The following is a 26987-nucleotide window of genomic DNA, read 5'->3' as shown; positions in this document are numbered from 1 at the left end:
TCATCCTGCAAGAATCAGACTGACGTTGCTGCCGCCGAACGCAAATGAATTGCTCATTGCGTATTGCGTACCCGCGCCGCGCGGCAAGAACCGTTCGCTTTCGACGAGATCCAGCACCGGCAATGCCGGGTCGGCCTCGCCGTCCCACACATGACGCGGCAGCGCGACATCATGACGCGCGAGCGTGAGCCACGCGAAGCCGAGTTCGGTCGCGCCCGCCGCGCCGAGTTGATGTCCCGTCAGCGGCTTGGTGCCGCTTGCCGCCACGCCTGCGGGAAACACACGCGACATCAGCTTCGCTTCCATCTCGTCGTTCTTGCGCGTTGCCGTGGCGTGCAGATTGACATAGCCAATCGACGACGGCGCGATGCCCGCATCCGCAATAGCCTCGCGCAACGCGAGTTCGCCGCCCGCGCCGTGCGGATCCGGCGACGAAATGTGATGCGCGTCGCTCGATTCACCGACGCCAGCTAGACGTACCGCCGCTTCGTCGCGGCTCATGAGGAACACGGCCGCGCCTTCACCGACATTGATCCCGCAGCGATTGCGGCTCATTGGATTGCTGCGCGCGTCGCTCGTCGACTCGAGCGACGCAAAGCCTTGCACCGTCAGTTCGCATAACGAATCGACACCGCCTACCACCACGGCGTCGCACACCTGCAACTGCAGTAAGCGCCGCGCCGAGGCAAATGCCTTCGCGCTCGACGTGCAGGCGGTCGAAATCGTATACGCCGGCCCCTTCACGCCGAGTGCGGCTGCCGCGAACGGCGCAGCCGTGCCGATCTCCATCTGCCGGTAATTGAAGTTAGACGGCAGCGCGCCCGCTTGCGCCTGATAGACGAACGCGGCTTCGGCCGCTTCAATGCCCGACGTGCTCGTGCCGAGCACCACACCGATTCGCCCGGCGCCATAGCGCTCGCGCGCCGCTTCGACGGCGGGCGCGATCTGCGCGAGGGCGGCCAGCAGCAGGCGATTGTTGCGGCAGTCGTAGCGCGCGAGATCTGTGGGCGGCGCCATGTCGAGCGGCGTCACGACACTGCCCACGAAGGTGTCGCCGATTCCCGTGTGAACCGTCGCCATGCCGCGTGCGTCGCTCGCCGCGAGCGCCGGCACGATGCTCGTGAGGTCGCCGCCGAGCGCGTTGATCATGCCGAGCGCGTGCAAATAAACTGATGGCGCTTTCATGCGGACCTCCTCGATTCTGATGGCATGCCGATCGGTGCGAGCAACACCGATACGGCAATGCCGAGCGCAAGTGTTGCGCCGAAGCTCTTCAACGCGGGCATCGCGCTCATACCGAGCATGCCGAACGACAGCAGCGTGGTCGCCGCGGACAACAGCACGCCGGTCCACACCGCACCGAGATCCGCGTCAGCGCGCAAGCATCCTTCGCGCAGGAATACCGCGTAGTTTGCGCCGACACCGAGCACGAGCATCAGCGCCAGCCAGTTGAACAGATTGAGCGGCACGCGCGCATAGCCAAATGCGGCGAGCGTCACGCCGACCGCCAGCAGCACCGGCAAGGTCACCTCGACCCCGCCGCGCACGCGCTGCAGGAAAGACACCGCGTGCCGTGCATCGTGTGAGGCAGCGGGCTGCGCGGCGTAACGCACGATCAGGAGCACGAGAACGAGCGTGAGCGCGCCGCCGAGCCACCAGCCGCTATCCACGCGATAGGCGCCAAAGAGCTTCGACACGCTCGCGGCCTTGTCGACGAAGACCACGCCCGGAACAGCGCGCGCGGCAGCCATCAAGGCGGGCTCGTTGCGCGGCGTCACGCCTTGCGGAATCACCACGGCCGCATAGGCTTTGCTCGCGGCATCGACCTGGCCGAGCCACAAGTGCCGGTAGGGTTGCGACCATGGCGCGGCGAGCCATCGCTCGACGGTCAGCGGCGCCTGAGGTTTGGTTTGCGCGGCGATCCACGCATTGGCAACGTCGTCCTTGAAGCCTGCTTGCAGCAGTGTGGCGCGCAAGGCGGCCGGGTCGGCGAATACATGTTGCGCGAGCAACCCGCGGCCCTCGTTCTGCTGCCGTGCCGATGGCACGAATTGCGCGACCGATTGATAACCGCCCACTTTGTTCGGCGTACTGTTCAATGCGTCGAGCTTCACGCCGAGCGCCTCCGCGCGCTGCAACACCGTCTCCGGTGTCTCGCCGCGCACGACAAAAAACTGCGCGCTGTTATCCACGCCGACCGCGCCGCGTACCTTGTCCTCCTGCGCAACCAGCGACGCGTCACGCTGAATGAGCAGGTGAATGTCGTCGTCGCTCGTGAGGCGCAGCCAGCCTGGAATCGCGGCGGCCAGCAACAGCGCCGCGACGAACCACGCACGCCTGCCGCCTATCGCGCGATGCCAGACGCCCAGCCACTGAGCCGCGCGCACGAACAGGCGCCGCGGGCTGAGCCTCGGCGGGGACGGCAGCAGCGCGGGCAACAGCCACATCACCGAGGCAAACGCGGTCACGATGCCCGCCATCGCGAAACAGGCGATCTGTTTGAGCGCCGGAAACGGCACCCATGTGAGGATCGCGTAGCCGAGCAGGCTCGTGGTCAGCGCAACGGCGAGCGCCGGACGCACGGCGCGCGCGCCGCGCCGCGCATCCCAGTCGCGCTCCGCGCCGAGATACACCACGAAATACTGGATTGAGTAATCGACTGCTTCGCCGATCAGACTCGCGCCGAACACGAGCGTCAGCAAATGCAGTTTGTCGAACACGAGCAGCGTGACCGCCAGTGCGCAGAGAATGCCGAGCGCAGTCGAGACGAAGCCGAGCAGAAGCAGACGCGGCGAGCGGAACACCCACATCATGAGCAACGCAATACCGAGGAGCGACGCGATGCCGATCACATGCACTTCGCGCTCCGACGCGCTGCGTGCCGATTCGGCGTAAAACACGGCGCCGGTGCGTGCCACCGACACGTCTGGAAACGCCTGCTTAAGCGCGCTCTCGCCTTGCGACACCGCGGTCAGCACCGCGTGCTGTGTCTTCGTTTCATAGGCCGAGCCGGGCAGCGTCGCGACGACGAGCACGCTCGTGGCATTGCCTTGATGCGAGACGAGCAGGCCGTCCTCGAATTCGAGGTTGGAGGTCGCAAGCGGCAGATTGCCGAGCCAGTGTTCGAGCCAGCCGAATGGATCATCGGATAGCGATGTGGCGAGGCCGCCGCGCAATGGACTGTAAATGCGTTGAGCGAGTGTGTCCTGCAGCGAAGAAGCCGACGCACTGGAAATTGCATCGCGGTCGGCGGTCGTCAGCAAGCCGAAGCGATAGGGCATGTACAGCGCCGCGATCCGCGACAGGTCGAAAGGCGGCAACTGTGCCGTCACCGAAGCAAACGCACCGCTCTTTTGCAGCGACGCGCCGAGCTGCTTCGCCGCCGCTTTCGCGTGCGCGTCGTCGCGACTCGTGACGAGAAACACGGTGCGGTCGCCGAGCGCGCTCGCGAGCGCATCCACGGCTTTTTCGGCGACAGGGTCCGCTTCGGTTGCGGGCAACAGCGCGAGCAGGTTGGTCTGCAACGGCGACGGTCCCGCGAAACGCCAGCCGCAATACAGCGCCGCGACGAGCGCGAGCAGCAGCCACGCGGCGCGCACGCCCCACGTGTGTCTCGCGGACCTGTGTTGCAGCACGTCCATTACGGCGCCCCAAGCAGCGTGCGTTCGGCAGGCGCCGGTTCGCTGACCATTTCGCTTCTGCTGAACTCGAGTTGCGTGGTGTCGCCGTTGGCAAGCGCAATGCGCAAACTCTGCAAGTAATCGCCCCCGCTCATCTGCAGGCCCTTGATGGATTGCGCGATCTGCGGCTGATTCGGCGTGAGCTGCAAGCGCCAGTGCGCGGCGCTGCCCTCGGCCTGCACGTCGAATTGCGAATACAGCGCGGACAGGTCGCCGCCGAGCATGGCGCGCATCATCTTCGAGACTTGCGCGACGCCGCGTGCGCCCTGCGCGCTGTGCGTGGTGACGCGCCGGCCGTTCGCGTCGACTTCGGCGACGCCCGCATCGGTCATCACATACGTGGCCTTGTACGGTGTCGCGATCTGCCAGATCACACCGCGCTCGCGCAGAAACAGCAGCGAGCCCGTGCTGACGAGCGGCTGCTTCATTGCGGCAAGCGTCTGGGTTTGCGTGAATTGCGCGCGCACGCCCTTGGCGGCGCCAAGGTGCGCCGCGATCTGCGAGACGAGTGCGGGATTGCCGTCAGCGGATGCCGCCACAGCCTGTGAGCCCGCCGCGCACAATGCGCTCGACAACGTGAGCGCAGCGAGCACCTTGATCAGCCGCCCGCGAGAAATCACTGCCCCCATACGCGCTCCAGTTTCTCGAAGACGACGGGCGGCGACACGAATTGCAACTCCTCAGTCGCGGCATCGACAGCCACCTGAATCGTGTAACCCTTCGTGAGCCGCGTGCCCGACGCGCAATCGACGATTTCATAGCCTATTTTCAGGCGATTTTCATGTTCGAGCAGTTGCGTGCGCACGTCGATCTTCTGACCATATGTAGCGGGACGCACGTACTTCAAATGCGCTTCCACGATCGGCCACAGATAACCCGACGCCTGCATTTCGCGGTAGTCGTAATCGAACGCACGGAGAAGCGCGGCCCGGCCGATCTCGAAGTACTTCAGATAATGACCGTGCCAGCAAACGTTCATCGCATCGACGTCGTGGAACGGCACCTCGACTATGGCACTGGCGCTGAGTACCTTGCGCGCGACGTTCATGCTGGCTGGCCTCCGCGATAATCATGCAGCAGCTCGCATGCTGCAATGCGCGCGGTCAATGCACGCAGATCGTGTTCGAGCGCGCGGTCTTCGTCGACGAAAGGCGACTGGGCGCCGACGCTTTCCATAAACGTGTGCAACGGTCCGGGAACCGGCGTCGCGCTGTCGATTCTGACGCGCAAACGCGCTGCCTGCACGGCAGCAAGCGTATGCGCCGCGGCCACCTGCTCGGTTAGTTCGAGCACACGCAGGCAGTCGCGCGCGGCAATCGTGCCCATGCTGACCTTGTCCTGGTTGTGCGCCTCGGTCGAACGCGAAAAAACACTCGCGGGCATGGTGTTTTTCAGCGCCTCGGCCGTCCACGCTGACGACGAAATCTGCACGGCCTTGAAGCCATGATTGATAGCGGCACGCGCGGGCGCCGCGCCGCTCAGGTTACGCGGCAGGCCATTGTTGAAATTGACGTCGACGAGAAGCGCCAACTGCCGGTCCATCAGATCCGCGAGATTGGCGACTGCGACCTTCAGCGAATCCATCGCGAACGCGATATGTCCGCCATAGAAGTTGCCGCCGTGCAGCACGCGCTCATTGTCGGGGTCGATCAGCGGATTGTCGTTCGCACTGTTCAGTTCGTTTTCGACGTCGCGGCGCACCCAGCTGAGCGCATCGCGCGCCACGCCGATGATGTGCGGCGCGCAACGGATCGAGTAGCGATCCTGCAAGCGGTGGCCCGGCGTATCGTCGCGGCCCGTCAGATCGTCGCGAATCCATGCCGCAGCCTGCGCCTGACCGGCGTGCGGCTTCACTTCGAAAAGCGTCGCATCGAAATGCGCGGCGCGGCCGTCGAGCGCAATGGTGCAGAGCGCCGTGAGCCGCGCGGCGAGTCGCGTCAGATGATCCGCCCGCGCGAAGGCGAGACAGGCGAGACCGGTCATTACCGCCGTGCCGTTCATCAACGCGAGGCCTTCTTTCGGCGCGAGCGTGAGCGGCGTGTGGCCGAGTTCGCGCCACACGTCGCGCGCATCGCGCAGGCGTCCTTCGAACATCACGTCGCGTTCGCCCGCGAGCGCGGCGGCGACATACGAAAGCGGCGTAAGATCGCCGCTCGCGCCGACCGAGCCTTCAGACGGAATGCGCGGCAGCACACGCCGATTGACGAGGTCCGCGAGACGTTCGAGCAGCACGGGCCGCACGCCGGAAAAGCCATACGCGAGCGAGTTCAGACGCGCGGCGATGACGGCGAGCGTCTGTGCGTCGTCGAGATAATGGCCCATGCCGCAGCCGTGATAACGCGTGAGCTGCAAAGGCAAAGCCTCGACGAGTTCCATTGGCACGTCCACCACGCAGGCATCGCCGTAACCGGTGTTGACGCCGTACACGGTGGCGCCCGCCGCAAGATGGCGGCGCAGAAAATCCGCGCCGCGTTGAATGCGTGCGCGCCACGCGGGGTCCGCGCTCAATGCGACCGGCACGCGATGCTGCGCGATCGCCACTACTTCCTCGATACTCAGCTTGCGCGCACCGATGACGACGGGCGCCGCGCCGGCGCCGTGCGCGAAAGTCGCATCCGCGCCGGCACCCGGCACGTCGATCAGATCATGTTCGGCCATTCGCGCCTCGCTTGGGGCTGGCCCAGAAATCGAAGAAATTGAACCATTGGTAAGGTGCCTTGCGGCAATAATGTTCAAGACGCAGCGCATAACGCTGCGCCCACGCCGCGAGATGCTGCGTGCGTTCGCGGCGCGGCAACTCGATGCGCTCGGCGAACGGCTCGAAGTAAAGACGATAACCGTCGCGCTCTTTCAGGCAGAAGAACAGATACACAGGACAGCCAAGCGCATGCGCCAGCACATAGGGGCCTTGCGCGAACGGGGCGTCGGCGCCGAGAAAACGCGCCTCGGTCGTGCGGCCGGCCTCGTGCGCGGGCACGCGATCGCCCACGATCACGAGCAACTCGCCGGCGTCGACGCGCTCCTGCATCAACATCGCGGTTTCGGGCCCGAAGTCGGCGACTTCGAGCAGATGCCGCGCGAACTCGCTGTTCGCGGACGCCAGCACGCTATTGAAGCGCCGCGCGTGCTCGGTGTAGACCACGGCCGTCACTTTCGCATAAGCACCCCGCGCCGCGAGGGCGCGCGTCATCTCGAGATTGCCGAGATGCGCGCCGATCACGAGCGCGCCCTTGCGGCTCGCGATCAATGCTTCGAACGCCGAAGGATCTTCAAAGGTGACGTCGGCGTCGTTTACGCGGCCGGACCACGCCCCGAGCTTGTCGAAGCCCGATTGCGCGAACGCCAGCATATGACGATACGCGGAAAACCAGCCGGGGCGCGGCGTATCGCCATGCGGCGCGGCTTCGCGCAAACGCGTGAAGTAATGGGCCGAGGCCTCGCGCGCGGCGCGTCCCGTCAGCAGAAAATACGCGACCACAGGATGCAGCCACAGCGCGGTGAAACGCCGTCCGAACAACTTGCAACTGAGGGCAAGCAAAGACATGCCGAGATGACTGCCGCGCTCCGCGATACGCCACCAGTCCTGCCGGTTCACGTCGCCTTGCACCTCGGCGGGCGCGCCACGGCGCGGCATGAACTTGTGCGCGACGAGCATCGGCAGACGCAGCAGCATGCCGCACACGAGCCGCGTGTGACTGCGGCTGATGCGAACGTTGTCCCACAGCACGTCGAAATGCGACACGCCGTCGCTTGCATACCTGACGCGCGTCGGAATAGCGCGAAACGCCGCGCGCCGCCAATACAGACGCACGAGGATCTCGATGTCGAAGTCCATGCGCGTGGGTAACTGCACGCTGTCTATCAGTTCACACGCAAGGGCAAGCGGATACAGGCGAAAGCCGCACATCGAATCGCGGATGGTTAGCGAAAGCGTCTCGATCCACACCCACACGTGGGTCAGATAACGGCCGTAGAGGCGCGCTTTCGGCACGCTCTCGTCATACACGGGCCGGCCTAGAATCACGGCGCCCGGCTCGGCACGCGCGGCTTCGATAAAACGGGGCACGTCGCTGGCGTCGTGCTGTCCGTCGGCGTCGATCTGCAACGCGTGCGTGTAGTTCGCGTCGCGCGCCGCGCGCAGACCGGCCATCACCGCCGCACCTTTGCCGCCGTTGACCGGCAGACGCAGCAACGTGAGTTGCGCTGCGTACTGTTGCGCCAGTTCGGCGAGCACGTGTTGAGTCGCCTCGTCGCTGCCGTCATCGACGACGAAAATCGGCAGGCCGTGCACCGCGAGATGCGCGACGGTCGCGCCAATCGCATCCTTGTGGTTGTAGATCGGAATGACGATGCAGGGAGCGAAAATCATCAGGTGTCCTCCCGATACACAATCATGCCCGACGCACATTCGCGATCGTTCAACCGGTACGCGAACTGCACGCGCCGACGCGCGGCATCGTGTGCGAGCGTCAGCTTCAACACCGCACCAGGCGAAACCGGCGCCATGAACTTCAAACGATCGATCGAGTTCACGCCGCGCACACCCGGCAGTTGTTCGGCGGCAAGACGCATCGCCCAGTCGACCTGCACCACGCCCGGCAGAATCGGCAGTCCGGGGAAGTGGCCGGAGAAATGAACGAGCGTGGGCGGCACGCGCAATTCGTAGTGAAGCATGTCGCCGCTGCGCGCCTCGGCAAGCAGTTCGAAGCCTTCAGGGCGGGGCTCGAACGCGGCTGCGACCGCCGCGACCGGCAGCTTGCCGCGCGCGTCGAACGGCAGCGCAAAGCGAAAGCGCCAATGGCGCGGCAACACCACAGCGTCGAAGTAATCGGCGAGATGCCGCCGCAGACTTTGCGCGAGGCTCACGCGCCCTTCGTCGCGCAGCGCCTCATGGCCGGCTTCCGTCAACGCGACGACCGCGCCGACGCGCTCGCGCGCGCCGCCAGCGAGCGGCGCGATGGCCGCCTGCATCACATACGGATGCAGCGCGAGGCGTGCCTCCAGTTCCGGCAGCGACACACGCTTGCCGTCCAGCTTGAGCACGCGGTCCAGGCGCCCCTGCAAGCGGAAGCGGCCTTGCGCGTCGAACGCGATCTTGTCGTCCGTGCGATGCCAGCCGTCGTGGTCGAGATGCGGCGAGCGCACGTTGAGCGCGCCATCCTCGTCGCGACACACTGCGATGCCGGTCACCGGTTGCCAGGCATCGGTCTGATCCTGGCGACGCCATGCAATACCGCCCGTCTCCGTGCTGCCGTAGATTTCGAGGGGCGCGGCGCCGTAAGCCGCTGCGTATTGCTGCGCGGCTTCGAGCGCGAGCGGACCGCCCGACGAAAAGAACGCGCGCGGCGCAGGCGTCAATGTGGCGAAGCCCGGCAAGGCGGGCCAGCGCGACAGTTGCGCAGGCGTCGATACGATCACCGCGGCCCCGCCTTGCGCGATCTGCGTTTGCAAATGCAGCGGTTCGATGCTGATTGCGCGGTCGAATGCGCGACCGGCGGCAAGCGGCCACATCACGCGAAACAGCAGACCGTAGATATGGTGATGCGGCACGCTCGCGAGCATCGTCGCGTCGCCCGCCAGAACGCCCCACTGCTTCTCGAGCGTGTGCACTTCGGCGTTGAACTGCGCGAGCGTCTTGCGGATCGGCTTGGGACGGCCGCTGCTGCCCGACGTGTAGAGGGTGAGCGGCGCTTGCGGGTCGATGCGCGTGTTGTGCGCGGGTGCGAAGGCGTCCGCTTGCGTGTGCGGCGGCAGCGTGGCGTCCGTCAATATGGCGTCGTACGCTTCGGCGAGGTCGGCGAGATAGCCGGGCGTCGCGTTCGCGGGAATCACCGGTTCCTTGCCGCAGGCGAAGAGCGCGAACAAGGCGCAGGCGAAATCGAACGGATCGTCGATACACAACGCATAGCGCTGCGCCGCCAGCGATTGCACCAGCGACATCAGTGCCGCCACCCGCGCGCGAAAGGCTGCGCGATCGAGCACGGCGGCACCATCGCGGCAAACCGGAACGTTGCGGCCGGCTGCGTCGAGCGGCACCGCTAACAGATCGTGCAACGCGATCATGAGGCCGCCTCCGAACGCGCGGCGCGCGGCAGCACGACGAGATAACGCCACACGAGTTCCGCGACGAGCAGCACACCGATCAGCAGATAGGCAATCGCGCCGTTATAGAGCGACCAGCTCGCGCGGCTCCAGTAGAGTGCGGTATACGCGGAAAAAACGCCGTTCAGCACAAAGAACCCACACCACACCTGAGTCACGCGCCGCGTATGGCGCACCGCGCCGGGCGGCAGATCGCGCTTGCCGAGGCGCGCGAATTTTTCGATCATCGACGGACCGCGCACGAGCGTCGCGCCGAACGCGATCAGCAAACCGAGGTTGACGAGCGACGGATACAGGCGCAGCAGCAACTCGCTGTTGGTCAGCACAATCGCCGCGGACGCGCAACTCAGCAGACCGACCACCGTCCAGTCAATCGCGGAGAGGCGGCGCAGCGAGGTCGCGACCGGACCGCTGCCGGCCCAGCGCTGCAACCAGAGAATGGCAAACAGCATGCAGCCGACATAACGCGGCGTGTCCCAACGCCATGCACACAAGATCAATGCCGGATAGGCGAGTTTCACCAGCACTTGCACGACTGCCTTGAGCCGATGGCGCCCATCAGTGGACGAAGCGCCGTCGGCACGATCTTCCGCTGCCGGCGCTCGCGAGCGCGTGGCTGGCATCAGCCTTGAGCCGCGAGCAGCGATTCGACCGCGCCTATCACGTCGCCGACCGTGCGCACGGACTTGAACTCTTCCGGCTTGATGCGGCGCCCCGTCATTTCCTGCAGCTTGATCGCGAGGTCGACTGCGTCGATGCTGTCCAGATCGAGGTCTTCGAACAGATGCGCTTCAGGCGTCACGCTTTCGGGCTCGATTGCGAAGTTTTCTTTGAAGATGGCGCGGATGCGTTCAAGAATCTCTGCCTCGGACACGGTCATTCCCCTTTGCTATTGGTTTCGTTCGCGGTATGCGCCGCTTCGCGCTGACTCGCCACCAGCGCGGCCAGCGTGCTGATCGAGCGGAAGTGTTCGCGCGTGCGTTCGTCGTTTGCCGCAATGGTCAATTGATATTGTTTGCGCAGCACGATGCCGATTTCGAGTGCGTCGATCGAATCGAGACCGATGCCGTCGGTATCGAACAACGGTGCGTCGTCGTCGATATCGGCGGGGCTCAGGTCTTCCAGATCGAGCGCTTCGATCAGGAGTTGCTTAATTTCCAGTTTTAAAGAATCCATAATCGAACAGGTGCTGAGTGATATGTGCTTCGACGGCGCTCGTCACGCTGCGCGCGGCGAGTGCCGGTGTAATGTCGTCTGCTGCAAGCCGGTCTACCGGAAGCGGCGCGAGCACGTTCACGCGCATGCGGAACGCTCGCGCGGGCACGTGGTACCAGCGCATTTCTTTCGTGAACGCGGGCGGATCGCAATCCATCAGCACCGGCACGATCGGCGCGTCCGCCTTGAGCGCCATATGCGCGAACCCGCGCGAGAAAGCATGCAGCCGGTTGCGCGCCGGGCTGCGCGTGCCTTCCGGAAAAATGATCATGGTATAGCCTGCCGCGAGCTGCCTTGCGCCGGCTTCGACGAGTTCCGCGGGATCGGCGTTGCTCACATATTCCGCCGATCGCACGATGCCCCAGAAACACGGGTTGCTCCAGTGCGCGTTTTTCACGACGCAGCACGCGTGCGGCGTGAGCGAAAGCAGCACCATCACGTCGAGGTAGGTGGGGTGATTGGCCACCACGATAGACGGCTTGCGCGCGCGCAATGCGTCCGCACCGGAGACTTCCAGCTCCATCACGCCGACCCGCTGCAACACGGCGACGAGCGCGCGGAAAAACCAGTGGATCACGCCCGTCACGGCAAACTGTCGCGAGGCCCGATGCGGCCACAGCCACGCGAGCGGGAACACCAGCACCGAAAACAGCACGCCGCAGATGCCGAACACCACGAAAGCCATGCCGGTGGCGAAGAATCGCCAGGCGTAATCAAGCCGCTCGCTCATGCCATCCCCAATGCCATAGCGTACCGTCGCCTTGCCACGCGGCGGGTTTACCGGTTTCCAGACAATGCAGCAGCGCCTGGCTCTGCGTGGCGAAGCGGGTTGCGGTCTCAGCATCGGCGGCGCCGACTGCTTGGCTCATCTCGCTCATCTCACTCATTGCGCTCGCAGTACCGCTGGTGCTCACGGCACTCCCTGCGCCTTGCTCCGCTAGCTCCGACTGCTGCCCGACCGGCGATGCCAGGCGCGTGCACACCAGATGGCCGTGCCCGGCTTCGCTGCTGAGCAGCAGCGCAATCGCCCCGCCCTGCACTTCGTCTTCGATGGTTCCGTATGCCGGGTCGGCCGGTTCGTCGGCATACACGAGCAGCACCGGCGACGCCGGCTGGGCCGCGTGTTGCGCATAGGCTTCGAGAAGCGCATAGCCGAGCGTTTCCGGACCCGCCGAAATCGCGCTCGCGGCCGAGCGGTCGCCGCGGGCGATGCCGAACACACCGGTCATGGCATTGAGGACGGACAAGCTGAAGGCGGTGGGCGACACGGGCTCGCCAGCGCTGATGGTGCGAAGGATGTCCGTGGTGCGGCGCAGTTCGCCGTGCCGCGAGGCGAACACCACACGCGCCTCATTGCCGCCGACACAATCGTGCGCGACCTTCAGCGCGACGCGGGAGAGCGTGCTGAGACGCCGCCGCACGATCGGCTCGATAAAGCCGATGTCGGGTGCGGCAGGTGCGGCAGCAGGCCAGCTAGACCAGCGAGCGACCGGAATGGTCCAGTGCGGATCGGGCATATCGGTGTTCGCGCGTTGATGCAAGGAGAGGCTGAAGCGCCTGACGGAATACGCAGCCGTCACAGCGTATGCGCGCCGCGCGGACCGGCAAATCTCCAGCCGGAGGACAATCCAGACTTCTTTTGTAGGGTTCAGCGAATTAACGGCACTTTGGCCCGATTATTTAGACCGTTTGACGATTGGCCTTGTGGTTTGGCTCGGGCTCAGCTAGTCGCCGGAATCATACTGAATATTCTGGATTAAATCAGCCACTAAAGACGTATCCGTCTGTATCCGTCTCGTTGTTGCGACGGTGGTTTAAATCGTATTGCGATTTCGCAGAGATTTCGGGCCGCATCTTGGGAATATCCCTGGAGACGCGGTTTTGCCGGCATTCAGGGTCGCAGCGAGGAGGCACGTGTAAAGAAAATGACCGAAATACTTTCAACCAACTTTCTACGACGGCTGTTGCAGTTGCATACATTCGCATTCCCGTCGACGGCACGCCCGGCCCGACTACCGCGCCGCTACGCCTGCTATAATCCGCCCCTCATTGGGGAGTAGCCGCCCCGCGGCACGTTCGCCCGGCAATCGCGCCAGGCTCGCTGAACGTGCGTTCGCGGGGGCGCCTGTCAACAGACTTGGCCGTCACGGCCATGGCAGCCGCAGCCTCCGGCCTGGCGAGACCGATGACCCACACCCCGCCGTAATTGGGCCCGGCGTGTCGTGGGTCGTCGCTCGCACATTTCTCGGCCCGGGGACTCAAAACACGTGATTCACGCTTTTCTCATTTCGACCGGAGCGGTCGCGCTCGCCGAGATCGGCGACAAGACGCAATTGCTGTCGCTGGTTCTGGCCGCCCGCTATCGCAAGCCGGTGCCGATCATCCTCGGCGTGCTGGCCGCGACGCTTGTCAATCACGCGGGCGCGGGCGCGCTCGGCGCATGGCTCGGCTCGCTGCTCACCCCGACCCTCATGCGCTGGGCGCTGGCTGTTTCGTTTATCGGCATGGGGTTGTGGATTCTCGTGCCCGACAAGCTCGACGACGACGAAGCCAACGCGAACCGCACGCACCTTGGCGTGTTCGGCGCCACTGTCGTGGCCTTCTTTCTCGCCGAAATGGGCGACAAGACGCAGATTGCGACGGTGGCGCTCGCCGCCCGCTTTCACGACTTCTTCGGCGTGGTGGCCGGCACCACGCTCGGCATGATGATCGCCAACGTGCCGGCCATCCTGCTCGGCGACCGCTTCGCGCACCGTCTGCCGACGAAGCTCGTGCACGGCATCGCCGCTATTCTCTTCGTGGTGCTGGGGACGATGGCGCTGTTCGGCGGCGGCCTCTGAACATAACGCGCGCTCCGGGCGCGCGCGGTCGCCCCCTTGCGCTCGCTCATTGCACGGCTTTGGCGCCCGGCGCGGCCGCAGGCGCTGAAGCAGCAGCAGCGGCGCCAGCGGCGGGCACGGCGGTTTCGTTGGAAGTGCCGCCGTTTCTGTCGAGCGGAATTTTCACCGTACGCACGACGCCGTTGCCAAGCGGGAAGTCGGCGAGCGCACTGCGCGCGAGATACGGCATGGCCCGCACCAGCGACGACTCCGCGCCCGAGTTGCGCGCGCTCACGTTGTAGACCTCCTTGCCGGTCGCCCGCTCGGTGATCCGCACGCCGAGCAGATGCGTGAAGATCGGGTAGCTCTGGTTGACATAGCCGGCAGGAAACGGCCCCCATGGGCCCCACGGATCGAACGGCCGGCCCCAGCCCCAATAAGGCGCGGGCCACGGGTTGTAGTACACCGGCTCGGCGACCGTCACCAGGTCCGAACGAATGCCGTAAGAAAGCCCGACGAGATAGCGCGCTTCATTCCGGTCGACCTGGCGAAACGCGTGCGTGGCGAGCTCGTTGGCGACGATGCGCTCATAAGTACTCAGTTCCAGATTGCTTCGCTGTTCCGGTTCACGCGTGAACGCATAAGTGCGGGTGGCGTCGCTGCCGCTCCAGTCGGAGAAAGCGGTGACCTGCGTGGTCACATAAGTCGTGCAACCGGACAGCAGCGCGGTCAGCGCCGCAAGCAGCAGCATGGCGCGGCGCGTCCAGGAATTCGTTTTCATGGTCTACCTCGTGAAGCGTTTGTGTTGGCGCGTATTTCTATTGTACGTAGACCAAAGGCCCTGCCCGCCGTTCCGGTCCGCCCAGATTCCGGGCGGCGAGTGCGCGCCCGGGCGCCTGAAAGCGCATCGGCCAGACGGCCATTCGGAAAAGCGCCCTCCGCACAATCGCCCGAGGCTTTGTACAATGGCTCGACAAGCCCGGCTCGCGTACTCATGCGCGCCGGCCGCTCGAGTCCCATCACTACAGAACGCCATGGCCGATACCGCAACGCCCAATGTGATCCGCCGCGCCGATTATGCGCCGCCCGCTTTTCTGATCGATACCGTCGCACTCGAGTTCGATCTGCTGCCCGAACGCACCGTCGTCAGGAACACCATGCGGGTGCGCCGCAACCCGGACGCCACTCGCGCGCCGCATCTGGAGTTGATGGGCGAGCAACTGGAGTTCGTCAGCGCAACGCTCGACGGCCAGCCGTTCGCCAACGCGCGGCCGCATGAGCATGGTCTCGTGCTCGACAACGTGCCCGACAGTTTCGAACTGTCGCTCGCGAGCATCTGCAATCCGGCGGCGAATACCACGCTGTCGGGCCTGTATGTGTCGAGCGGAAACTTCTTCACGCAGTGTGAGGCCGAGGGCTTTCGCCGGATCACTTATTTCCTCGACCGGCCGGACGTCATGTCCACCTACACGGTCACGCTGCGCGCCAGCAAGGCCGACTATCCGGTGCTGCTCTCGAACGGCAATCTGCTCGAGGAAGGCGATCTGCCCGACGGCCGTCATTTCGCGCGCTGGGAAGACCCGTTCAGGAAGCCGAGCTATCTGTTCGCGCTGGTCGCCGGCAAACTCGTCGCACTCGAAGAGCGCGTAAAGACCGGCTCGGGCAAGGAAAAGCTGCTGCAGGTATGGGTCGAGCCGCACGATCTCGACAAGACCCGTCACGCAATGGACTCGCTCGTCAACTCGATCCGCTGGGACGAAGCGCGTTTCGGGCTCGAGCTGGATCTGGACCGCTTCATGATCGTCGCCGTGAGCGACTTCAACATGGGCGCGATGGAGAACAAGGGGCTCAACATCTTCAACACGAAGTACGTGCTGGCGAACCCGGAAACGGCTACGGACACGGACTTTGCGAACATCGAGGCCGTGGTCGGCCACGAGTATTTCCATAACTGGACGGGCAACCGCGTGACCTGCCGCGACTGGTTCCAGCTGAGCCTCAAGGAAGGCCTCACGGTGTTCCGCGATCAGGAGTTCTCGGCCGACATGGCGGGCGGCCAGACCAACGGCAGCGACGAAGCGGCGCGCGCAACGAAGCGAATCGAAGACGTACGCGTGCTGCGCCAGATGCAGTTCGCCGAAGACGCCGGCCCGATGGCCCACCCGGTGCGCCCGGAGAGCTACGTCGAAATCAACAACTTCTACACGATGACCGTCTACGAAAAAGGCGCCGAAGTCGTGCGGATGTATCAGACGCTGTTCGGCCGCGAGGGTTTCCGCAAGGGCATGGACCTGTACTTCAAGCGTCATGACGGCCAGGCGGTCACCTGCGACGACTTTCGCCATGCGCTCGCCGACGCGAACGGCCGCGATCTCGCGCAGTTCGAGCGCTGGTACAGCCAGGCGGGCACGCCGCGTGTCTCGGTTCGCGCCGCTTACGACGCCGCGACGCAGCGCTACCGTCTGACGCTCGCGCAGGGTTACGGCGAGGCCGCGCCGGCTGCGCGCGAAACGCAGAAGGGACCGCTGCTGATTCCGTTTGCGATCGGCCTGATCGGCAAGGACGGCAAGGATCTGCCGCTGCAACTGGAAGGCGAGGCGCAGGCGTCCGCAGCGACCACACGCGTGCTCGAACTGACGCAGGCCGAGCAGACGTTCACGTTTGTCCACGTGGGGCAGGAGCCGCTGCCGTCGCTGTTGCGCAATTTCTCCGCGCCGGTGATCGTGGAGTACGATTACTCCGCCGAACAGTTGGCCTTCCTCCTCGCGCACGACAGCGATCCGTTCAACCGCTGGGAAGCCGGTCAGCGGCTCGCCACACGGGAATTGCTGACGCTCGCGGCACGCGCCGCAATGGGTGCTCAACTGGAGCTTGACGACTCGGTGGTCGCAGCGTTCGCTCGCGTGCTCACGGATGAATCGCTGTCGCCGGCGTTCCGTGAACTGGCGCTGATGCTGCCGTCCGAAGCGTACCTGGCCGAGCAAATGGCCGAATCGAATCCGGCGGCCGTGCATGCGGCGCGGCAGTTCGTGCGCAAGCGCCTCGCCAACGCGCTCAAGGCCGAATGGCTAAAGATCTACGACCAGCACCGCACGCCCGGCCCGTACGAGGCCACGCCGTCGGCGGCCGGCCATCGCGCACTGAAGAACCTCGCGCTGTCTTATCTCACCGAACTCGATGACCCGACGGAAGCGGTGCGGCTTGCGTCTGCGCAATACGATGCGGCGAACAACATGACCGACCGCGCGGCGGCCCTGTCCGCGCTGCTCAACGCAGCGGCGGCCAATGGCGGCAGCGCTGAGGCGCAGCATGCGCTCGACGACTTCTACCAGCGCTTCGAGAAGGAGCCGCTCGTCATCGACAAGTGGTTCGCCTTGCAGGCTACGCAGCGCGGCGGTACGCAGCGTCCCGTGATCGACATCGTGCGCAAGCTGATGACGCATCCCGCGTTCAATCTGAAAAATCCGAACCGCGCCCGCTCGCTGATCTTCAGCTTCTGCGCGGCGAACCCTGCGCAATTCCACGCCGAAGACGGCTCGGGCTATGCGTTCTGGGCGGACCAGGTGATCGCGCTCGACGCCATCAATCCGCAAGTGGCCGCCCGCCTCGCGCGCTCGCTCGAATTGTGGCGCCGCTTTACGCCGACGCTGCGCGAAGGCATGCGCGCGGCGCTCGAGAAAGTTGCGTCGCAGGTGAAGTCGCGTGACGTGCGCGAGATCGTCGAAAAGGCGCTCGCATGATGCGCGTTTGAGCGGCGCTCGACACGGACAAGCCGGCACGCGTTGCCGGCTTTTTTTCGCCCGCCTTTCGTGCGAAGGTCGCCGGTTCGCGTCGACGTTAGCCATCTGGCTGACTGTTCACGCACGCCGCGCTGAGGGAAAGTAAACGCATTCATTTGATGCTTTACATTTAATGCGATGCGTTATACTATTCCCATGATCACAACATTTGGCGACAAGGCTACGGCAAGAATCTTCCAGGGCAAGTTCGTGAATACGCTGCTGCGTCATATCCAGGCGCTCGCGTATCGCAAGTTGCTGATGATCGACGCCGCGGAGTCCATCCACAGCTTGCACGCGCCGCCGAGCAACCGGCTGGAAGCATTGCAGGGTCAGCGCAGCGGACCATGGAGCATCCGGGTCAATGCGCAATGGCGCATCTGTTTTCACTTTATCGACGGCGAGGCGCTGAATGTTGAGATTGTCGACTATCACTGATTATTGGGAGACCGGCATGGTCATCAAACGCTCCGACCTGGGCAGTACCGATTTCTCCGACATCGACACCGGAGACGACATCGAGGAAATCCATCCTGGCGAGATTCTGCGCAGCGAGTTCCTCGAACCGCTCGGCATGTCCGTCAATGCGCTCGCGCTTGCGTTGCGCGTGCCGGCGCCGCGCATCAACGACGTGGTGCGCGGCAAGCGCGCAATCTCCGCCGACACCGCGCTGCGGCTCGAGCGCTACTTCGGCGCAAGCGCGCAGTTCTGGCTCAATCTGCAAATCGCCTACGACCTGCGCGTTGCCACCGCAGCCGCGGGCGAGCAGATCGAACGCGAGATCGAACCCATGCCGAAGGCGGATCGCCCGAAGCTGCCAAAAGTGTCCGCGGAACACGCGCGGGCCGCGGCACTTGCGGCAAGCCTTTGCGGCAGCGCGGCGGCCGGCAAGGCGCGGCGCAAGGGCTGACGGGACAGTTGGCTGCTGCTGGTTGCTCCTGCTGATTGCTCCTGCTGGCTGGTTGCCGGTGGCTGCGGGTGGCTGATTGCACGGCCTGCGGGCCAGCTTGGGCGGCTTTCGATAGTTGCCGGCGCTTGCCGCCGCGGTCCATGCCGCGTCGTACCCGCTTTTCATGTCCGCACCGCGAGCAAAAGCACGGAGCCGACACACCGAGCGGTTAAAATCGGGATATTCCTCAAGCCTCCTGGAGTACAGCATGTCCTTGCAACGTCGTACCACTCTCACGAAGTACCTGATCGAGCAGCAGCGGGAAACCAACAACCTGCCGGCCGATCTGCGCCTTTTGATCGAAGTCGTCGCGCGCGCATGCAAGGCGATCAGCTATCACGTCAGCAAAGGCGCGCTGGGCGATGCGCTCGGCACGGCGGGCAGCGAGAACGTCCAGGGCGAGGTACAAAAGAAGCTCGACATTCTGTCCAACGAGATCCTGCTCGAGGCGAACGAATGGGGCGGCAATCTCGCAGGCATGGCGTCGGAGGAAATGGAGCAGTTCTTCCCCATCCCCGCGAACTATCCGAAGGGCGAGTATCTGCTCGTGTTCGATCCGCTCGACGGCTCGTCAAACATCGACGTGAATGTGTCCATCGGCACGATCTTCTCGGTGCTGCGCTGCCCCGACGGCCAGCAACCCACCGAGCAGTCGTTCCTGCAGCCGGGCACGCAGCAGGTCGCCGCGGGTTATGCGGTGTATGGCCCGCAAACCGTGCTGGTGCTGACCACCGGCAACGGCGTGAATTGCTTCACGCTCGACCGTGAACTGGGGTCGTGGGTGCTCACGCAAAGCGATATGCGCATTCCGGTCGAAACGCGCGAGTATGCGATCAACGCGTCGAACGAACGCCACTGGTATCCGCCCGTCGAGCAATACATCAGCGAGCTGAAGCAAGGCAAGGAAGGCCCGCGTCAAAGCGACTTCAACATGCGCTGGATCGCCTCCATGGTCGCGGACGTGCACCGCATCCTGAATCGCGGCGGCATCTTCATGTATCCGGCCGACAAGCGCACGCCGGACAAGCCCGGCAAGCTGCGTCTGATGTACGAAGCGAACCCGATGGCGTTTATCGTCGAGCAGGCGGGCGGCGCCGCAACCAATGGCGAGAAACGCATTCTCGACATTCTGCCGAAGAGCCTGCATGAACGCGTCGCGGTGTTTCTCGGCTCGAAGAACGAAGTCGATCGCGTGACCCGCTACCATCTCGAAACAAAAAAGTGACTCAGGGGCTTGCCAAGCCAATAAAGAAGTCCCTATAATCTCGTTTCTCCTGATGCCGGAATAGCTCAGACGGTAGAGCAGCGCATTCGTAATGCGAAGGTCGGGGGTTCGATTCCTCTTTCCGGCACCATCAAGATTCAAGCAAAAAGCCCAGTCCTCGCGACTGGGCTTTTTGTTTTTCTGTCGATGCTGCGCTGATCAAGCGCTAACGTCCGTCTTCAGCCATTGGCTACTCAAGAAAGCCTGTTGCACCCAGGAAGCGCGGCTACGCAACCTTGCCAAGATTGCGCGCCACCACCGCATCGCTCGTCGTGACAGCCTGCGCAGCACCGTTGTGCGGCTCGCCGCAATAGGCAGCAACCGCTTCCGGCGGAGCCGACGAGAACCACGAGATGCGGCCCCCGCATTCGATCCCGACCTGACGTCCGTTCCAATAAACCGCGTTTTCCATGACGAACTCTCTGAAGGCGAAGATGACCATCTTCCGTGTCGACAGCCGCGCGTCGGTTGCCCAACGCACTTTTGCCTGCCGATTGGCTCTTCAATCATAGAAGCCGTAGTCGCGATTGCGCAGGTTGTCATTGAAAGGTGAGGTTTTGTCGCGAACCGCCCGACCTTAATGCCAGCGTCAGGAAATTGCCGCACCCATTCGCTGACCTGTCCAAGCATTCAGAGCTCGGATTAAAAATTCCGCTGCAAACCGTCAACGGCGAGACAGGTCGCTCGTTTACAAAGACACAGGCCTTCGCGCCAATCGATTATCGGGTCGGTAATAAACGAACGTTCGCCTTTTCGCCCGGAAAATGGTGCCGATGCGGCAGTGCATCAAATGGCGGCTAATCGGTGAATACCCGCAGCGGAAGAACGGCCAATTCACAAGTAAAGCGCGGAAAGAGCGTGAACTGTCCGCCGGACAAGCCTCTCAGGGAATCCACCGGGGAATTGAGGCGTTCAACGTACGGCAGACCGCAGAACAGGAACGGCAGCGAATCTATAAATTTAATCAGAAGGTTCTGCCGAATTGGTGCGCTGTGCCGTTAAAGCAACAAATGCGGCAACAAATGCGCTGCGATGCTAATGGGACACTGGTGCGACACCGCGCTTGGGGCCGATAATGGGTTTGTAAAGGAGAAAGATCATGGATGCGAAACCACCGAAGATTCCGACCCCGGATAAAGTCTTTAGCCCGGATCCGGAACCTGTCGGCGTCGAATTTTTGGGTGCGGAACTGCCGGAGCATGTGCGCGCCTTTTTCGACGAACAACGTAAGTCGTGCGACGCAAAGTAATTGTGCAGTGGCGCAACGCGGTAGCCGTCCTCGTGCTCGTCGCACGGGTCGCGGGCGCTCGCGCACTCCATAACCCCTTTTTGTTCGACGCCTCAAATAGACGGACTGCCGCCGCCCGGTGACGGCGCACGCGCCGCGCTTTGCGTGCCCCCGCTTCCGCAAGATCCCCTTTTCCACCGAAATCCTCGGCGGCTCTTTTGCGGGTGGAAGCGTCTACGCGCCCACACATCGTCTATTCTTCTGATTTTTTCTTCCGGCCGCCCGGCCCCTTCAGCCGATGAATCGTTTGTTTCGCTTTGCTGCGCCGTGCGCGCTCGCGCTCTTCGCCTGCGCCGCGTTGGCGCCGGCCCCCGCCCTCGCCGATGGCGACGACACCGCGCTCACCAACCTGATCGCCCTCGCGTCGCAGCGTCTTGCGCTTGCTGAGCCGGTCGCGCGCTGGAAGTGGGCCAATCATCAGGAGATCACCGACAAGCCGCGCGAAGAAGCGCTGCTCTCCGATGTGCAGAAGCGCGCGGCGGCGGCCAACGTCGATCCGGCATTTGCGCGCGCTTTCTTTCAGGATCAGATCGATGCGAGCAAAGAGGTGCAGAAGGCGCTGTTCGCAAGCTGGCGCGCCAGTCAGCCGCCCCAAGAGCCGGCACCGGACCTTGCCACCAGCACGCGGCCGCAACTCGATCGCTTGACCCAATCGCTCATTGCCGGCCTCGCTCGCGTGCAGCCACTGCGCGCGGCGCCGGATTGTCCGTCGCGGGTGGCGCAATCGCTCGCCAACTGGAAATCGCTGACTCGCTATGACTCGACGCGGTCGAACGCGCTCAATCGCGCTCTGGGACACGTCTGTGAAACGGGTGGCGTCGGCGCGACCGGCTGACAGACGCGGTAGACGCAAAGCCCCGGCTCAGTTCGCGGCAGCAGGGCTCGCATGGCGAGCCAAGACATTTAGTCGAGACTCACGACCGGCGCGGCGGGCTCGGCGCCCGCAACATTCAGCGGCGTCATCCTCAAGCCGCGCGCCAGGTGGCTTTGCAAGATCCGGTACGTCGAGAGCTCGAACCCACTCGTCGCGCGCGCGGCATGCAGTTCGACGGCCTGCGCCAACGACGGCGCGTGGCCCAGGTAGCGCCACTCGTCGACGACATGGAAAGCACACGCTTGCGAGGCCGCCTCGCGCTCTTCAAAAACGACCGGGCCCTGGAACGGCCAGGGCGCGCCGACGGGATCGCTCTTCGTGGCGCGCGGCACGCGATTGTGCCCCGGCCGCAGCGCGGCAATCCACTGCGCCTCGGCGAGCATCGCGCCCAATTCGCCGCCGGTGGCGCGCCACTCGACTCGCCTCACTTGTTGCGCGAGCCGACTATCCTTCGACGAGCGCCGCTCGCCTGTCAGATGTGCGCGAAGCCGCTGACGGACGCGCACGCTTCGCCCCACGTATAACGGCAGGTCGTCGTCTCCATAGAAGGCGTAGACGCCACAGCCGGCCGGCGCTGTTTCCAGCAGCTCTTCAGTGATGTCGCCTGCCAGGCGATAGCGCCGCGTCGTCCGCTCGATCTGCGCGCGCAACACGTCGAGCGGCACGAGACCATGCAGGCGCTGCCAGAACTGCCAGATCAGATCCGCGTCGGCGAGCGCGCGATGGCGGTCCGACGGCACAAGCGCATGGCGCTCGACGAGCGCATCGAGCCCGTGACGCTTTTCCGACGGGAATAGCGCCCGCGACAGGCGCACGGTGCACAGCACGTCCGGGTCGAATGAAATGCCGACGCGCCGGAATTCGCCGCGCAGGAAACCACGGTCGAAGCTGGCGTTATGCGCGACGAACAGCTTACCGTCGAGGCGCGCGAATAAATCGGGCGCGATGGCCTCGAACGTCGGGGCGCCGCGCACCATGGCGTTGGTGATTCCGGTGAGCTGCTGGATGAACGACGGGATCGGCTGCTGCGGATCGACGAGGCTGCTCCACCGCGTGACACCCGTCGGCCCCACTTCCACGACACCCACCTCGGTAATGCGATGCTCACTAGTCGAGCCGCCGGTGGTTTCAAGATCGACGAAGACGATAGGCTCTGAGAGGGCCAGTTCGGCCAAAAACGGTTCAGACATGAAGAGGAAGCTTGGACGCGTGACTTTGCGCCAAGTATGCACTAGTTAGCGGCCGACGCTAAAAACCGGATTGGATTTCAATCGGAAAGGCCATCTCGGCAGAATCAGAAAAAAGCCCTCGCGGTCTACACGAGGGCTTCTAGCAGCAGGTACGGCCTGCCCCGCAGCGCGAGGCAAGCAGGTCGCTGCTTAGAGCGGCTGGATGTTCGCCGCCTGCTTGCCCTTCGGGCCGGCCTTCACGTCGAAAGACACGCGCTGGTTTTCTTTCAGCGATTTAAAGCCTTCCGTGCGGATTTCCGAGAAATGCGCAAAAAGATCTTCGCCACCCGAGTCCGACGTAATGAAGCCAAAGCCCTTAGCATCGTTAAACCATTTGACGATACCTGTTTCCATTTTCCAGTTTCCCTCAACGAATTATCAAATCGGGCAATGCCCAACAACGCCTCAATCCATTGCCAACTTATCCATACGGAATATCCCTGAGGCATTGCGCACTCGGAGCGGCTACTGAAATCAGCTTTGCCGTTATACGGGGAGCGGCGAATCACCGTCAAGCGAATTTTAAATAAGCCCTAAGCACAATATTGGATAAGCGAAAAGTTAGCCGGATGGCGGAAGCGACAGGCGTTTTGATACTCGCCCTTACGTCAGAAATACTGATCGCGCGCTTAATCACGGTCAAAAGAGGAAATTGTTCCCGCTCCGATCGTGGTTTTGTAACTATTTGTGACTTTGGTAAGTGTTTCTCCGGGTTGTTCGCAGCTGCCGACGAACCGCATCATGAAACTCAGCATTTGCAGTAATACGCATCGGGAGATTGCCATGCAGTTCCGTGATATCCACCGCTTTCTTTCTAAACTGATTCCTCGTTCTGCAGAGTCTCAGTCGCCCGTGCCTAGTGCTGTGCCTCATGCTTCGCGCGGCGAAGCTGAGGCTGGTGCAGCATCGGCTTTCGATTTCGAGCCTGTCTGGCACGGCGACCACTGGCAAAATCTGCTTTCTTCGCCGATGGACGCCCGCCGCTACGTCATGGAAGACTGGAGCGCTTCAACGGCGAACGAATGGTGGAACGCGGACGCCACCGCATCCGCGCACTGATCGTCCGCTGCGTGGCACCCACGCATAATCGACAGACAAAAAAAGCGCGACTGAAAAGTCGCGCCGACAAAGGTTTGGAGATCTTTTTCGTCAAGAAAAAGTCTGCTTCGAAAAGCAGAGCTTCCAGTATAGCCTTTAATCTCAATTCGATTATTCACACAAATAACAATCGTCTGTTGCGACAATAACAACAATGGTTTCACTCAGTGACGCGTGTTGTTTTTTCACATCGGCTTAGCGTCGTAAATTCGCAACGCCAATTCACACTACCTCGCCGCACCTCTCGCTGGCACGGCTGAAACCCTTGACTGGCGCGGCTTTCAGGGCGCCCATATATCGTTTCGGCTGCTGTAATACTTTATTGCAAAAAGCGAAACGCCCATTCATTAGACGCTCTCTCTACACTTTGCGTAACCGGAAAACAGCGCCACTTACAGGCGCACTTTGCGCGGATACGCCTCTCGCAGCGCCCGCGTGAAGGTTTTCCGAAGCAGGATTCACTGCCAATTCTCGCTTTCGGAGTAACAAGATGAAAAAGACTCTCATGGTCGCCGCCCTGTCGGGCGTTTTTGCAACTGCGGCGCACGCTCAAAGCAGCGTCACGTTGTACGGCTTGATCGACGCCGGCATCACCTATACCAACAACCAGCACGGTCACAGCAACTGGCAGCAGACGAGCGGCTCGGTGAACGGCAGCCGTTGGGGCTTGCGCGGCGCTGAAGACCTCGGCGGCGGCCTGAAGGCAATCTTCACGTTGGAAAACGGCTTCGGTATCAATGACGGCTCGCTGAAGCAAGGCGGTCGCGAATTCGGCCGTCAGGCATTCGTCGGCCTGTCCAGCACGCAGTTCGGCGCGGTGACGCTCGGCCGTCAATACGACAGCGTCGTCGACTTCGTCGGCCCGCTGGCCTTGACCGGCACGCAATACGGCGGCACGCAGTTCGCCCACCCGTTCGACAACGACAACCTGAATAACTCGTTCCGCGTCAACAATTCGGTGAAGTACACGAGCGCGAACTACGGCGGCCTCAAGTTCGGCGGCATGTATGGCTTCTCGAACCAGGCTGACGGCTTCGCGAACAACCGGGCTTACAGCGCGGGCGCGTCGTACAACTGGGGCGGCCTGAATGTCGGCGCGGCCTACCTGCAACTGAACAGCAACGGCGCGACGGGCGCAGCGGCGGCGTTCAACTCGGGCGGCGCGGTGTCGAGCGACAACACCTTCTTCGCTCGCCGTCAGCAAACCTGGGGCGCGGGCGCGAACTACGCGTTCGGTCCGGCCACCGTCGGCCTTGTCTACTCGCAGACGAACCTGACCGGTCTCGCCGGCATCGGCGCAGGCGCGTCGGGCCAAACGGGCGGCATCGCATTCGGTGGCGGCAGTGCGCACTTCCAGAACTTCGAAGCCAACGCGCGCTACGCTCTGACGCCGGCTGTCAGCATCGCCGGTTCGTACACGTACACGCGAGCCAGCCTCGCCGGCACTCGTCCGCACTGGAACCAGTTCAACCTGCAAACGGCGTACGCGCTGTCCAAGCGCACGGACGTCTACCTGCAAGGCGAATACCAGCAAGTCAACGAAAACGCGATTGTTGGCGCGGACATCAACGGACTGGCTGCTTCGAGCAACAACAAGCAGGTCGCGGTCACGGCAGGTCTGCGGCACCGTTTCTAAAGCAGCCGGCAAGACTCGCAGCACGAAAGGCGCCGCTCGCGGCGCTTTTTTTATTGCCCGCGAGGAACGTGCCGCGCCGGCGAGCCAGGTCAAGCTACCGCAAGCGGGCGACTAGCCGCCGTTGTCGGGCGGCGGATATTTGACGTCGAGTATGTCGATGGGCTGAGGCCCGGCCGGCGTGTACAAGGTCACCGTATCGCCGACCTTGGCCTTCAGCAGCGCGCGCGCGATCGGCGAGATCCAGCTCACGTGGCCGATATCGAGGTCCACCTCGTCGATACCGACAATCGTCACCGTGTGCTCTTCGCCGTCTTCCGTTGCATATTCGACAGTGGCGCCGAAAAAAACCTGATCGACATTTTCCTGCTTGCTGCTGTCGACCACCTCGGCGAGGTCGAGGCGCTTGGTCAGAAAACGGATGCGCCGGTCGATTTCGCGCAGGCGGCGTTTGCCGTAGATGTAATCGCCGTTCTCGGAACGGTCCCCGTTCGAAGCCGCCCACGACACGAGCCTGACGACTTCCGGCCGCTCCTCGTCGATGAGATGCAGCAGTTCGTCACGCATTCGACGATAGCCGGCCGGCGTGATGTAGTTCTTGGTACCCGCGGGGATGTCCGGCTGGGCGACGTCGAGATCGTCGTCGTTATCGTCGCTCGACTCTTTGACAAAGGCCTTGTTCATGATGATCCATAAGCTGCAGCAAACGACTGCCCCACTAGGGTACACGATCATGACAATGAGACAAATCGCACGGACGCCCTTCCCTTTTTTGAAACCTTTGCTATAATCTCGTTTCTGCGTGCGGCTGTAGCTCAGTTGGATAGAGTACTTGGCTACGAACCAAGGGGTCGTGGGTTCGAATCCTGCCAGCCGCGCCACTTATTCGAGGGCCTCCCTCCGGGGAGGCCCTTACGTTTTACCCAGTTTCACGGTTTGTACTGCATTACCTGTTTCGCGTGCGGCTGTAGCTCAGTTGGATAGAGTACTTGGCTACGAACCAAGGGGTCGTGGGTTCGAATCCTGCCAGCCGCACCACCTCTGAAGGGCCTTCCAG

At 63.3% G+C, this 26987-nt stretch carries 26 protein-coding genes, 3 tRNA genes and 1 riboswitch; of the genes, 12 read left to right on the top strand and 17 right to left on the bottom strand.

Annotated features, from left to right (window positions below):
* From ACEN8U_RS18125 to ACEN8U_RS18070, 12 genes are read right to left on the bottom strand one after another with little or no spacing between them, the layout of a single operon-like run.
* On the bottom strand, positions 1 to 1185 hold the full coding sequence (locus ACEN8U_RS18125; protein WP_041745689.1) for a beta-ketoacyl-[acyl-carrier-protein] synthase family protein: 1185 nt from the start codon (positions 1183 to 1185) through the stop codon (positions 1 to 3).
* Positions 1182 to 3641 carry an MMPL family transporter gene (locus ACEN8U_RS18120; RefSeq protein WP_015003516.1) on the bottom strand — a complete coding sequence of 820 codons (2460 nt, stop codon included), beginning with the start codon at positions 3639 to 3641 and terminating at the stop codon, positions 1182 to 1184. The genes ACEN8U_RS18125 and ACEN8U_RS18120 overlap by 4 nt, the downstream gene beginning before the upstream one ends.
* Positions 3641 to 4309 carry a LolA family protein gene (locus tag ACEN8U_RS18115; RefSeq protein WP_041745690.1) on the bottom strand — a complete coding sequence of 223 codons (669 nt, stop codon included), beginning with the start codon at positions 4307 to 4309 and terminating at the stop codon, positions 3641 to 3643. Before ACEN8U_RS18115 ends, ACEN8U_RS18120 begins: the two co-directional genes overlap by 1 nt.
* Positions 4297 to 4728, bottom strand: coding sequence for an acyl-CoA thioesterase (locus ACEN8U_RS18110; RefSeq protein ID WP_015003518.1), 432 nt, complete (start codon positions 4726 to 4728; stop codon positions 4297 to 4299). Before ACEN8U_RS18110 ends, ACEN8U_RS18115 begins: the two co-directional genes overlap by 13 nt.
* Positions 4725 to 6338 carry an HAL/PAL/TAL family ammonia-lyase gene (locus ACEN8U_RS18105; protein WP_015003519.1) on the bottom strand — a complete coding sequence of 538 codons (1614 nt, stop codon included), beginning with the start codon at positions 6336 to 6338 and terminating at the stop codon, positions 4725 to 4727. The genes ACEN8U_RS18110 and ACEN8U_RS18105 overlap by 4 nt, the downstream gene beginning before the upstream one ends.
* A complete protein-coding gene (locus tag ACEN8U_RS18100; RefSeq protein ID WP_015003520.1) occupies positions 6325 to 8049 on the bottom strand; it encodes a glycosyltransferase family 2 protein in 1725 nt (574 codons plus the stop codon). Before ACEN8U_RS18100 ends, ACEN8U_RS18105 begins: the two co-directional genes overlap by 14 nt.
* Positions 8049 to 9743 (bottom strand): AMP-binding protein, encoded by a 1695-nt coding sequence (locus ACEN8U_RS18095; RefSeq protein ID WP_015003521.1) that lies wholly within the window; start codon positions 9741 to 9743, stop codon positions 8049 to 8051. The genes ACEN8U_RS18100 and ACEN8U_RS18095 overlap by 1 nt, the downstream gene beginning before the upstream one ends.
* Entirely contained in the window at positions 9740 to 10405 is a 666-nt protein-coding gene (locus ACEN8U_RS18090; protein ID WP_015003522.1) for a membrane protein, read from the bottom strand. The genes ACEN8U_RS18095 and ACEN8U_RS18090 overlap by 4 nt, the downstream gene beginning before the upstream one ends.
* Positions 10405 to 10656, bottom strand: a complete 252-nt coding sequence (locus ACEN8U_RS18085; protein WP_027212374.1) for an acyl carrier protein — start codon at positions 10654 to 10656, stop codon at positions 10405 to 10407. Before ACEN8U_RS18085 ends, ACEN8U_RS18090 begins: the two co-directional genes overlap by 1 nt.
* Positions 10657 to 10658: 2 nt before the next feature.
* Positions 10659 to 10958, bottom strand: coding sequence for a phosphopantetheine-binding protein (locus ACEN8U_RS18080; protein WP_013589298.1), 300 nt, complete (start codon positions 10956 to 10958; stop codon positions 10659 to 10661).
* Complete coding sequence (locus ACEN8U_RS18075) at positions 10933 to 11727, bottom strand: lysophospholipid acyltransferase family protein (RefSeq protein ID WP_041745692.1); 795 nt, start codon at positions 11725 to 11727, stop codon at positions 10933 to 10935. Before ACEN8U_RS18075 ends, ACEN8U_RS18080 begins: the two co-directional genes overlap by 26 nt.
* Positions 11711 to 12514, bottom strand: a complete 804-nt coding sequence (locus tag ACEN8U_RS18070; protein ID WP_041746369.1) for a beta-ketoacyl synthase chain length factor — start codon at positions 12512 to 12514, stop codon at positions 11711 to 11713. The genes ACEN8U_RS18075 and ACEN8U_RS18070 overlap by 17 nt, the downstream gene beginning before the upstream one ends.
* Positions 12515 to 13036: 522 nt before the next feature.
* A riboswitch (yybP-ykoY riboswitch) is annotated at positions 13037 to 13208 on the top strand.
* 56 nt (positions 13209 to 13264) lie between these two features.
* Here ACEN8U_RS18070 and ACEN8U_RS18065 point away from each other — a divergent pair.
* Entirely contained in the window at positions 13265 to 13837 is a 573-nt protein-coding gene (locus tag ACEN8U_RS18065; protein ID WP_013589301.1) for a TMEM165/GDT1 family protein, read from the top strand.
* A 46-nt stretch (positions 13838 to 13883) separates the two neighbouring features.
* Here ACEN8U_RS18065 and ACEN8U_RS18060 read toward each other — a convergent pair whose 3' ends face one another.
* The gene (locus tag ACEN8U_RS18060) at positions 13884 to 14597 is read right to left on the bottom strand and encodes a DUF4136 domain-containing protein (RefSeq protein WP_013589302.1); all 714 of its coding nucleotides are present in this window, start codon (positions 14595 to 14597) and stop codon (positions 13884 to 13886) included.
* A gap of 253 nt (positions 14598 to 14850) precedes the next feature.
* On the opposite strand from ACEN8U_RS18060, the gene pepN reads away from it, so the two are divergent.
* The 5 genes from pepN (at position 14851) to ACEN8U_RS18035 (ending at position 19899) form a co-directional block, all read left to right on the top strand.
* Positions 14851 to 17556: an aminopeptidase N gene (pepN, locus tag ACEN8U_RS18055; RefSeq protein WP_015003525.1), complete on the top strand. Its 2706-nt coding sequence runs from the start codon at positions 14851 to 14853 to the stop codon at positions 17554 to 17556.
* A gap of 195 nt (positions 17557 to 17751) precedes the next feature.
* Positions 17752 to 18033, top strand: coding sequence for a type II toxin-antitoxin system RelE/ParE family toxin (locus ACEN8U_RS18050; RefSeq protein WP_015003526.1), 282 nt, complete (start codon positions 17752 to 17754; stop codon positions 18031 to 18033).
* 16 nt (positions 18034 to 18049) lie between these two features.
* A complete protein-coding gene (locus ACEN8U_RS18045) occupies positions 18050 to 18505 on the top strand; it encodes a HigA family addiction module antitoxin (protein ID WP_015003527.1) in 456 nt (151 codons plus the stop codon).
* Between the two features lie 247 nt (positions 18506 to 18752).
* Positions 18753 to 19769, top strand: a complete 1017-nt coding sequence (locus ACEN8U_RS18040; RefSeq protein WP_013589306.1) for a class 1 fructose-bisphosphatase — start codon at positions 18753 to 18755, stop codon at positions 19767 to 19769.
* Between the two features lie 54 nt (positions 19770 to 19823).
* Positions 19824 to 19899 (top strand) — tRNA-Thr (locus tag ACEN8U_RS18035).
* A 135-nt stretch (positions 19900 to 20034) separates the two neighbouring features.
* On the opposite strand, the gene ACEN8U_RS18030 is transcribed toward ACEN8U_RS18035, so the two are convergent.
* The gene (locus ACEN8U_RS18030) at positions 20035 to 20220 is read right to left on the bottom strand and encodes a hypothetical protein (protein WP_175126333.1); all 186 of its coding nucleotides are present in this window, start codon (positions 20218 to 20220) and stop codon (positions 20035 to 20037) included.
* A gap of 687 nt (positions 20221 to 20907) precedes the next feature.
* Between ACEN8U_RS18030 and ACEN8U_RS18025 the strand changes: the two genes are divergently transcribed.
* The gene (locus tag ACEN8U_RS18025) at positions 20908 to 21057 is read left to right on the top strand and encodes a hypothetical protein (RefSeq protein ID WP_006050185.1); all 150 of its coding nucleotides are present in this window, start codon (positions 20908 to 20910) and stop codon (positions 21055 to 21057) included.
* A gap of 277 nt (positions 21058 to 21334) precedes the next feature.
* Entirely contained in the window at positions 21335 to 21931 is a 597-nt protein-coding gene (locus ACEN8U_RS18020; protein WP_015003529.1) for a chorismate mutase, read from the top strand.
* A gap of 68 nt (positions 21932 to 21999) precedes the next feature.
* Here ACEN8U_RS18020 and ACEN8U_RS18015 read toward each other — a convergent pair whose 3' ends face one another.
* Together ACEN8U_RS18015 and ACEN8U_RS18010 are read right to left on the bottom strand one after the other, a co-directional pair.
* Positions 22000 to 23160: an exonuclease domain-containing protein gene (locus ACEN8U_RS18015; RefSeq protein WP_041745694.1), complete on the bottom strand. Its 1161-nt coding sequence runs from the start codon at positions 23158 to 23160 to the stop codon at positions 22000 to 22002.
* 189 nt (positions 23161 to 23349) lie between these two features.
* Positions 23350 to 23553, bottom strand: a complete 204-nt coding sequence (locus tag ACEN8U_RS18010; RefSeq protein ID WP_013340210.1) for a cold-shock protein — start codon at positions 23551 to 23553, stop codon at positions 23350 to 23352.
* A gap of 429 nt (positions 23554 to 23982) precedes the next feature.
* Here ACEN8U_RS18010 and ACEN8U_RS18005 point away from each other — a divergent pair, with 429 nt between their 5' ends.
* A complete protein-coding gene (locus tag ACEN8U_RS18005; protein ID WP_015003531.1) occupies positions 23983 to 24258 on the top strand; it encodes a hypothetical protein in 276 nt (91 codons plus the stop codon).
* 529 nt (positions 24259 to 24787) lie between these two features.
* The gene (locus ACEN8U_RS18000) at positions 24788 to 25933 is read left to right on the top strand and encodes a porin (protein ID WP_013589311.1); all 1146 of its coding nucleotides are present in this window, start codon (positions 24788 to 24790) and stop codon (positions 25931 to 25933) included.
* 111 nt (positions 25934 to 26044) lie between these two features.
* On the opposite strand, the gene greB is transcribed toward ACEN8U_RS18000, so the two are convergent.
* The gene (greB, locus tag ACEN8U_RS17995; RefSeq protein WP_015003533.1) at positions 26045 to 26614 is read right to left on the bottom strand and encodes a transcription elongation factor GreB; all 570 of its coding nucleotides are present in this window, start codon (positions 26612 to 26614) and stop codon (positions 26045 to 26047) included.
* 120 nt (positions 26615 to 26734) lie between these two features.
* Between greB and ACEN8U_RS17990 the strand changes: the two genes are divergently transcribed.
* A tRNA-Arg gene (locus ACEN8U_RS17990) sits at positions 26735 to 26811 on the top strand.
* A gap of 80 nt (positions 26812 to 26891) precedes the next feature.
* Positions 26892 to 26968 (top strand) — tRNA-Arg (locus ACEN8U_RS17985).
* Positions 26969 to 26987 lie beyond the last annotated feature (19 nt).

Source organism: Paraburkholderia phenoliruptrix (genome assembly GCF_047325075.1).
Classification (GTDB): Bacteria; Pseudomonadota; Gammaproteobacteria; order Burkholderiales; family Burkholderiaceae; genus Paraburkholderia; species Paraburkholderia phenoliruptrix.
This window is presented reverse-complemented; position numbering and strand designations above follow the sequence as displayed.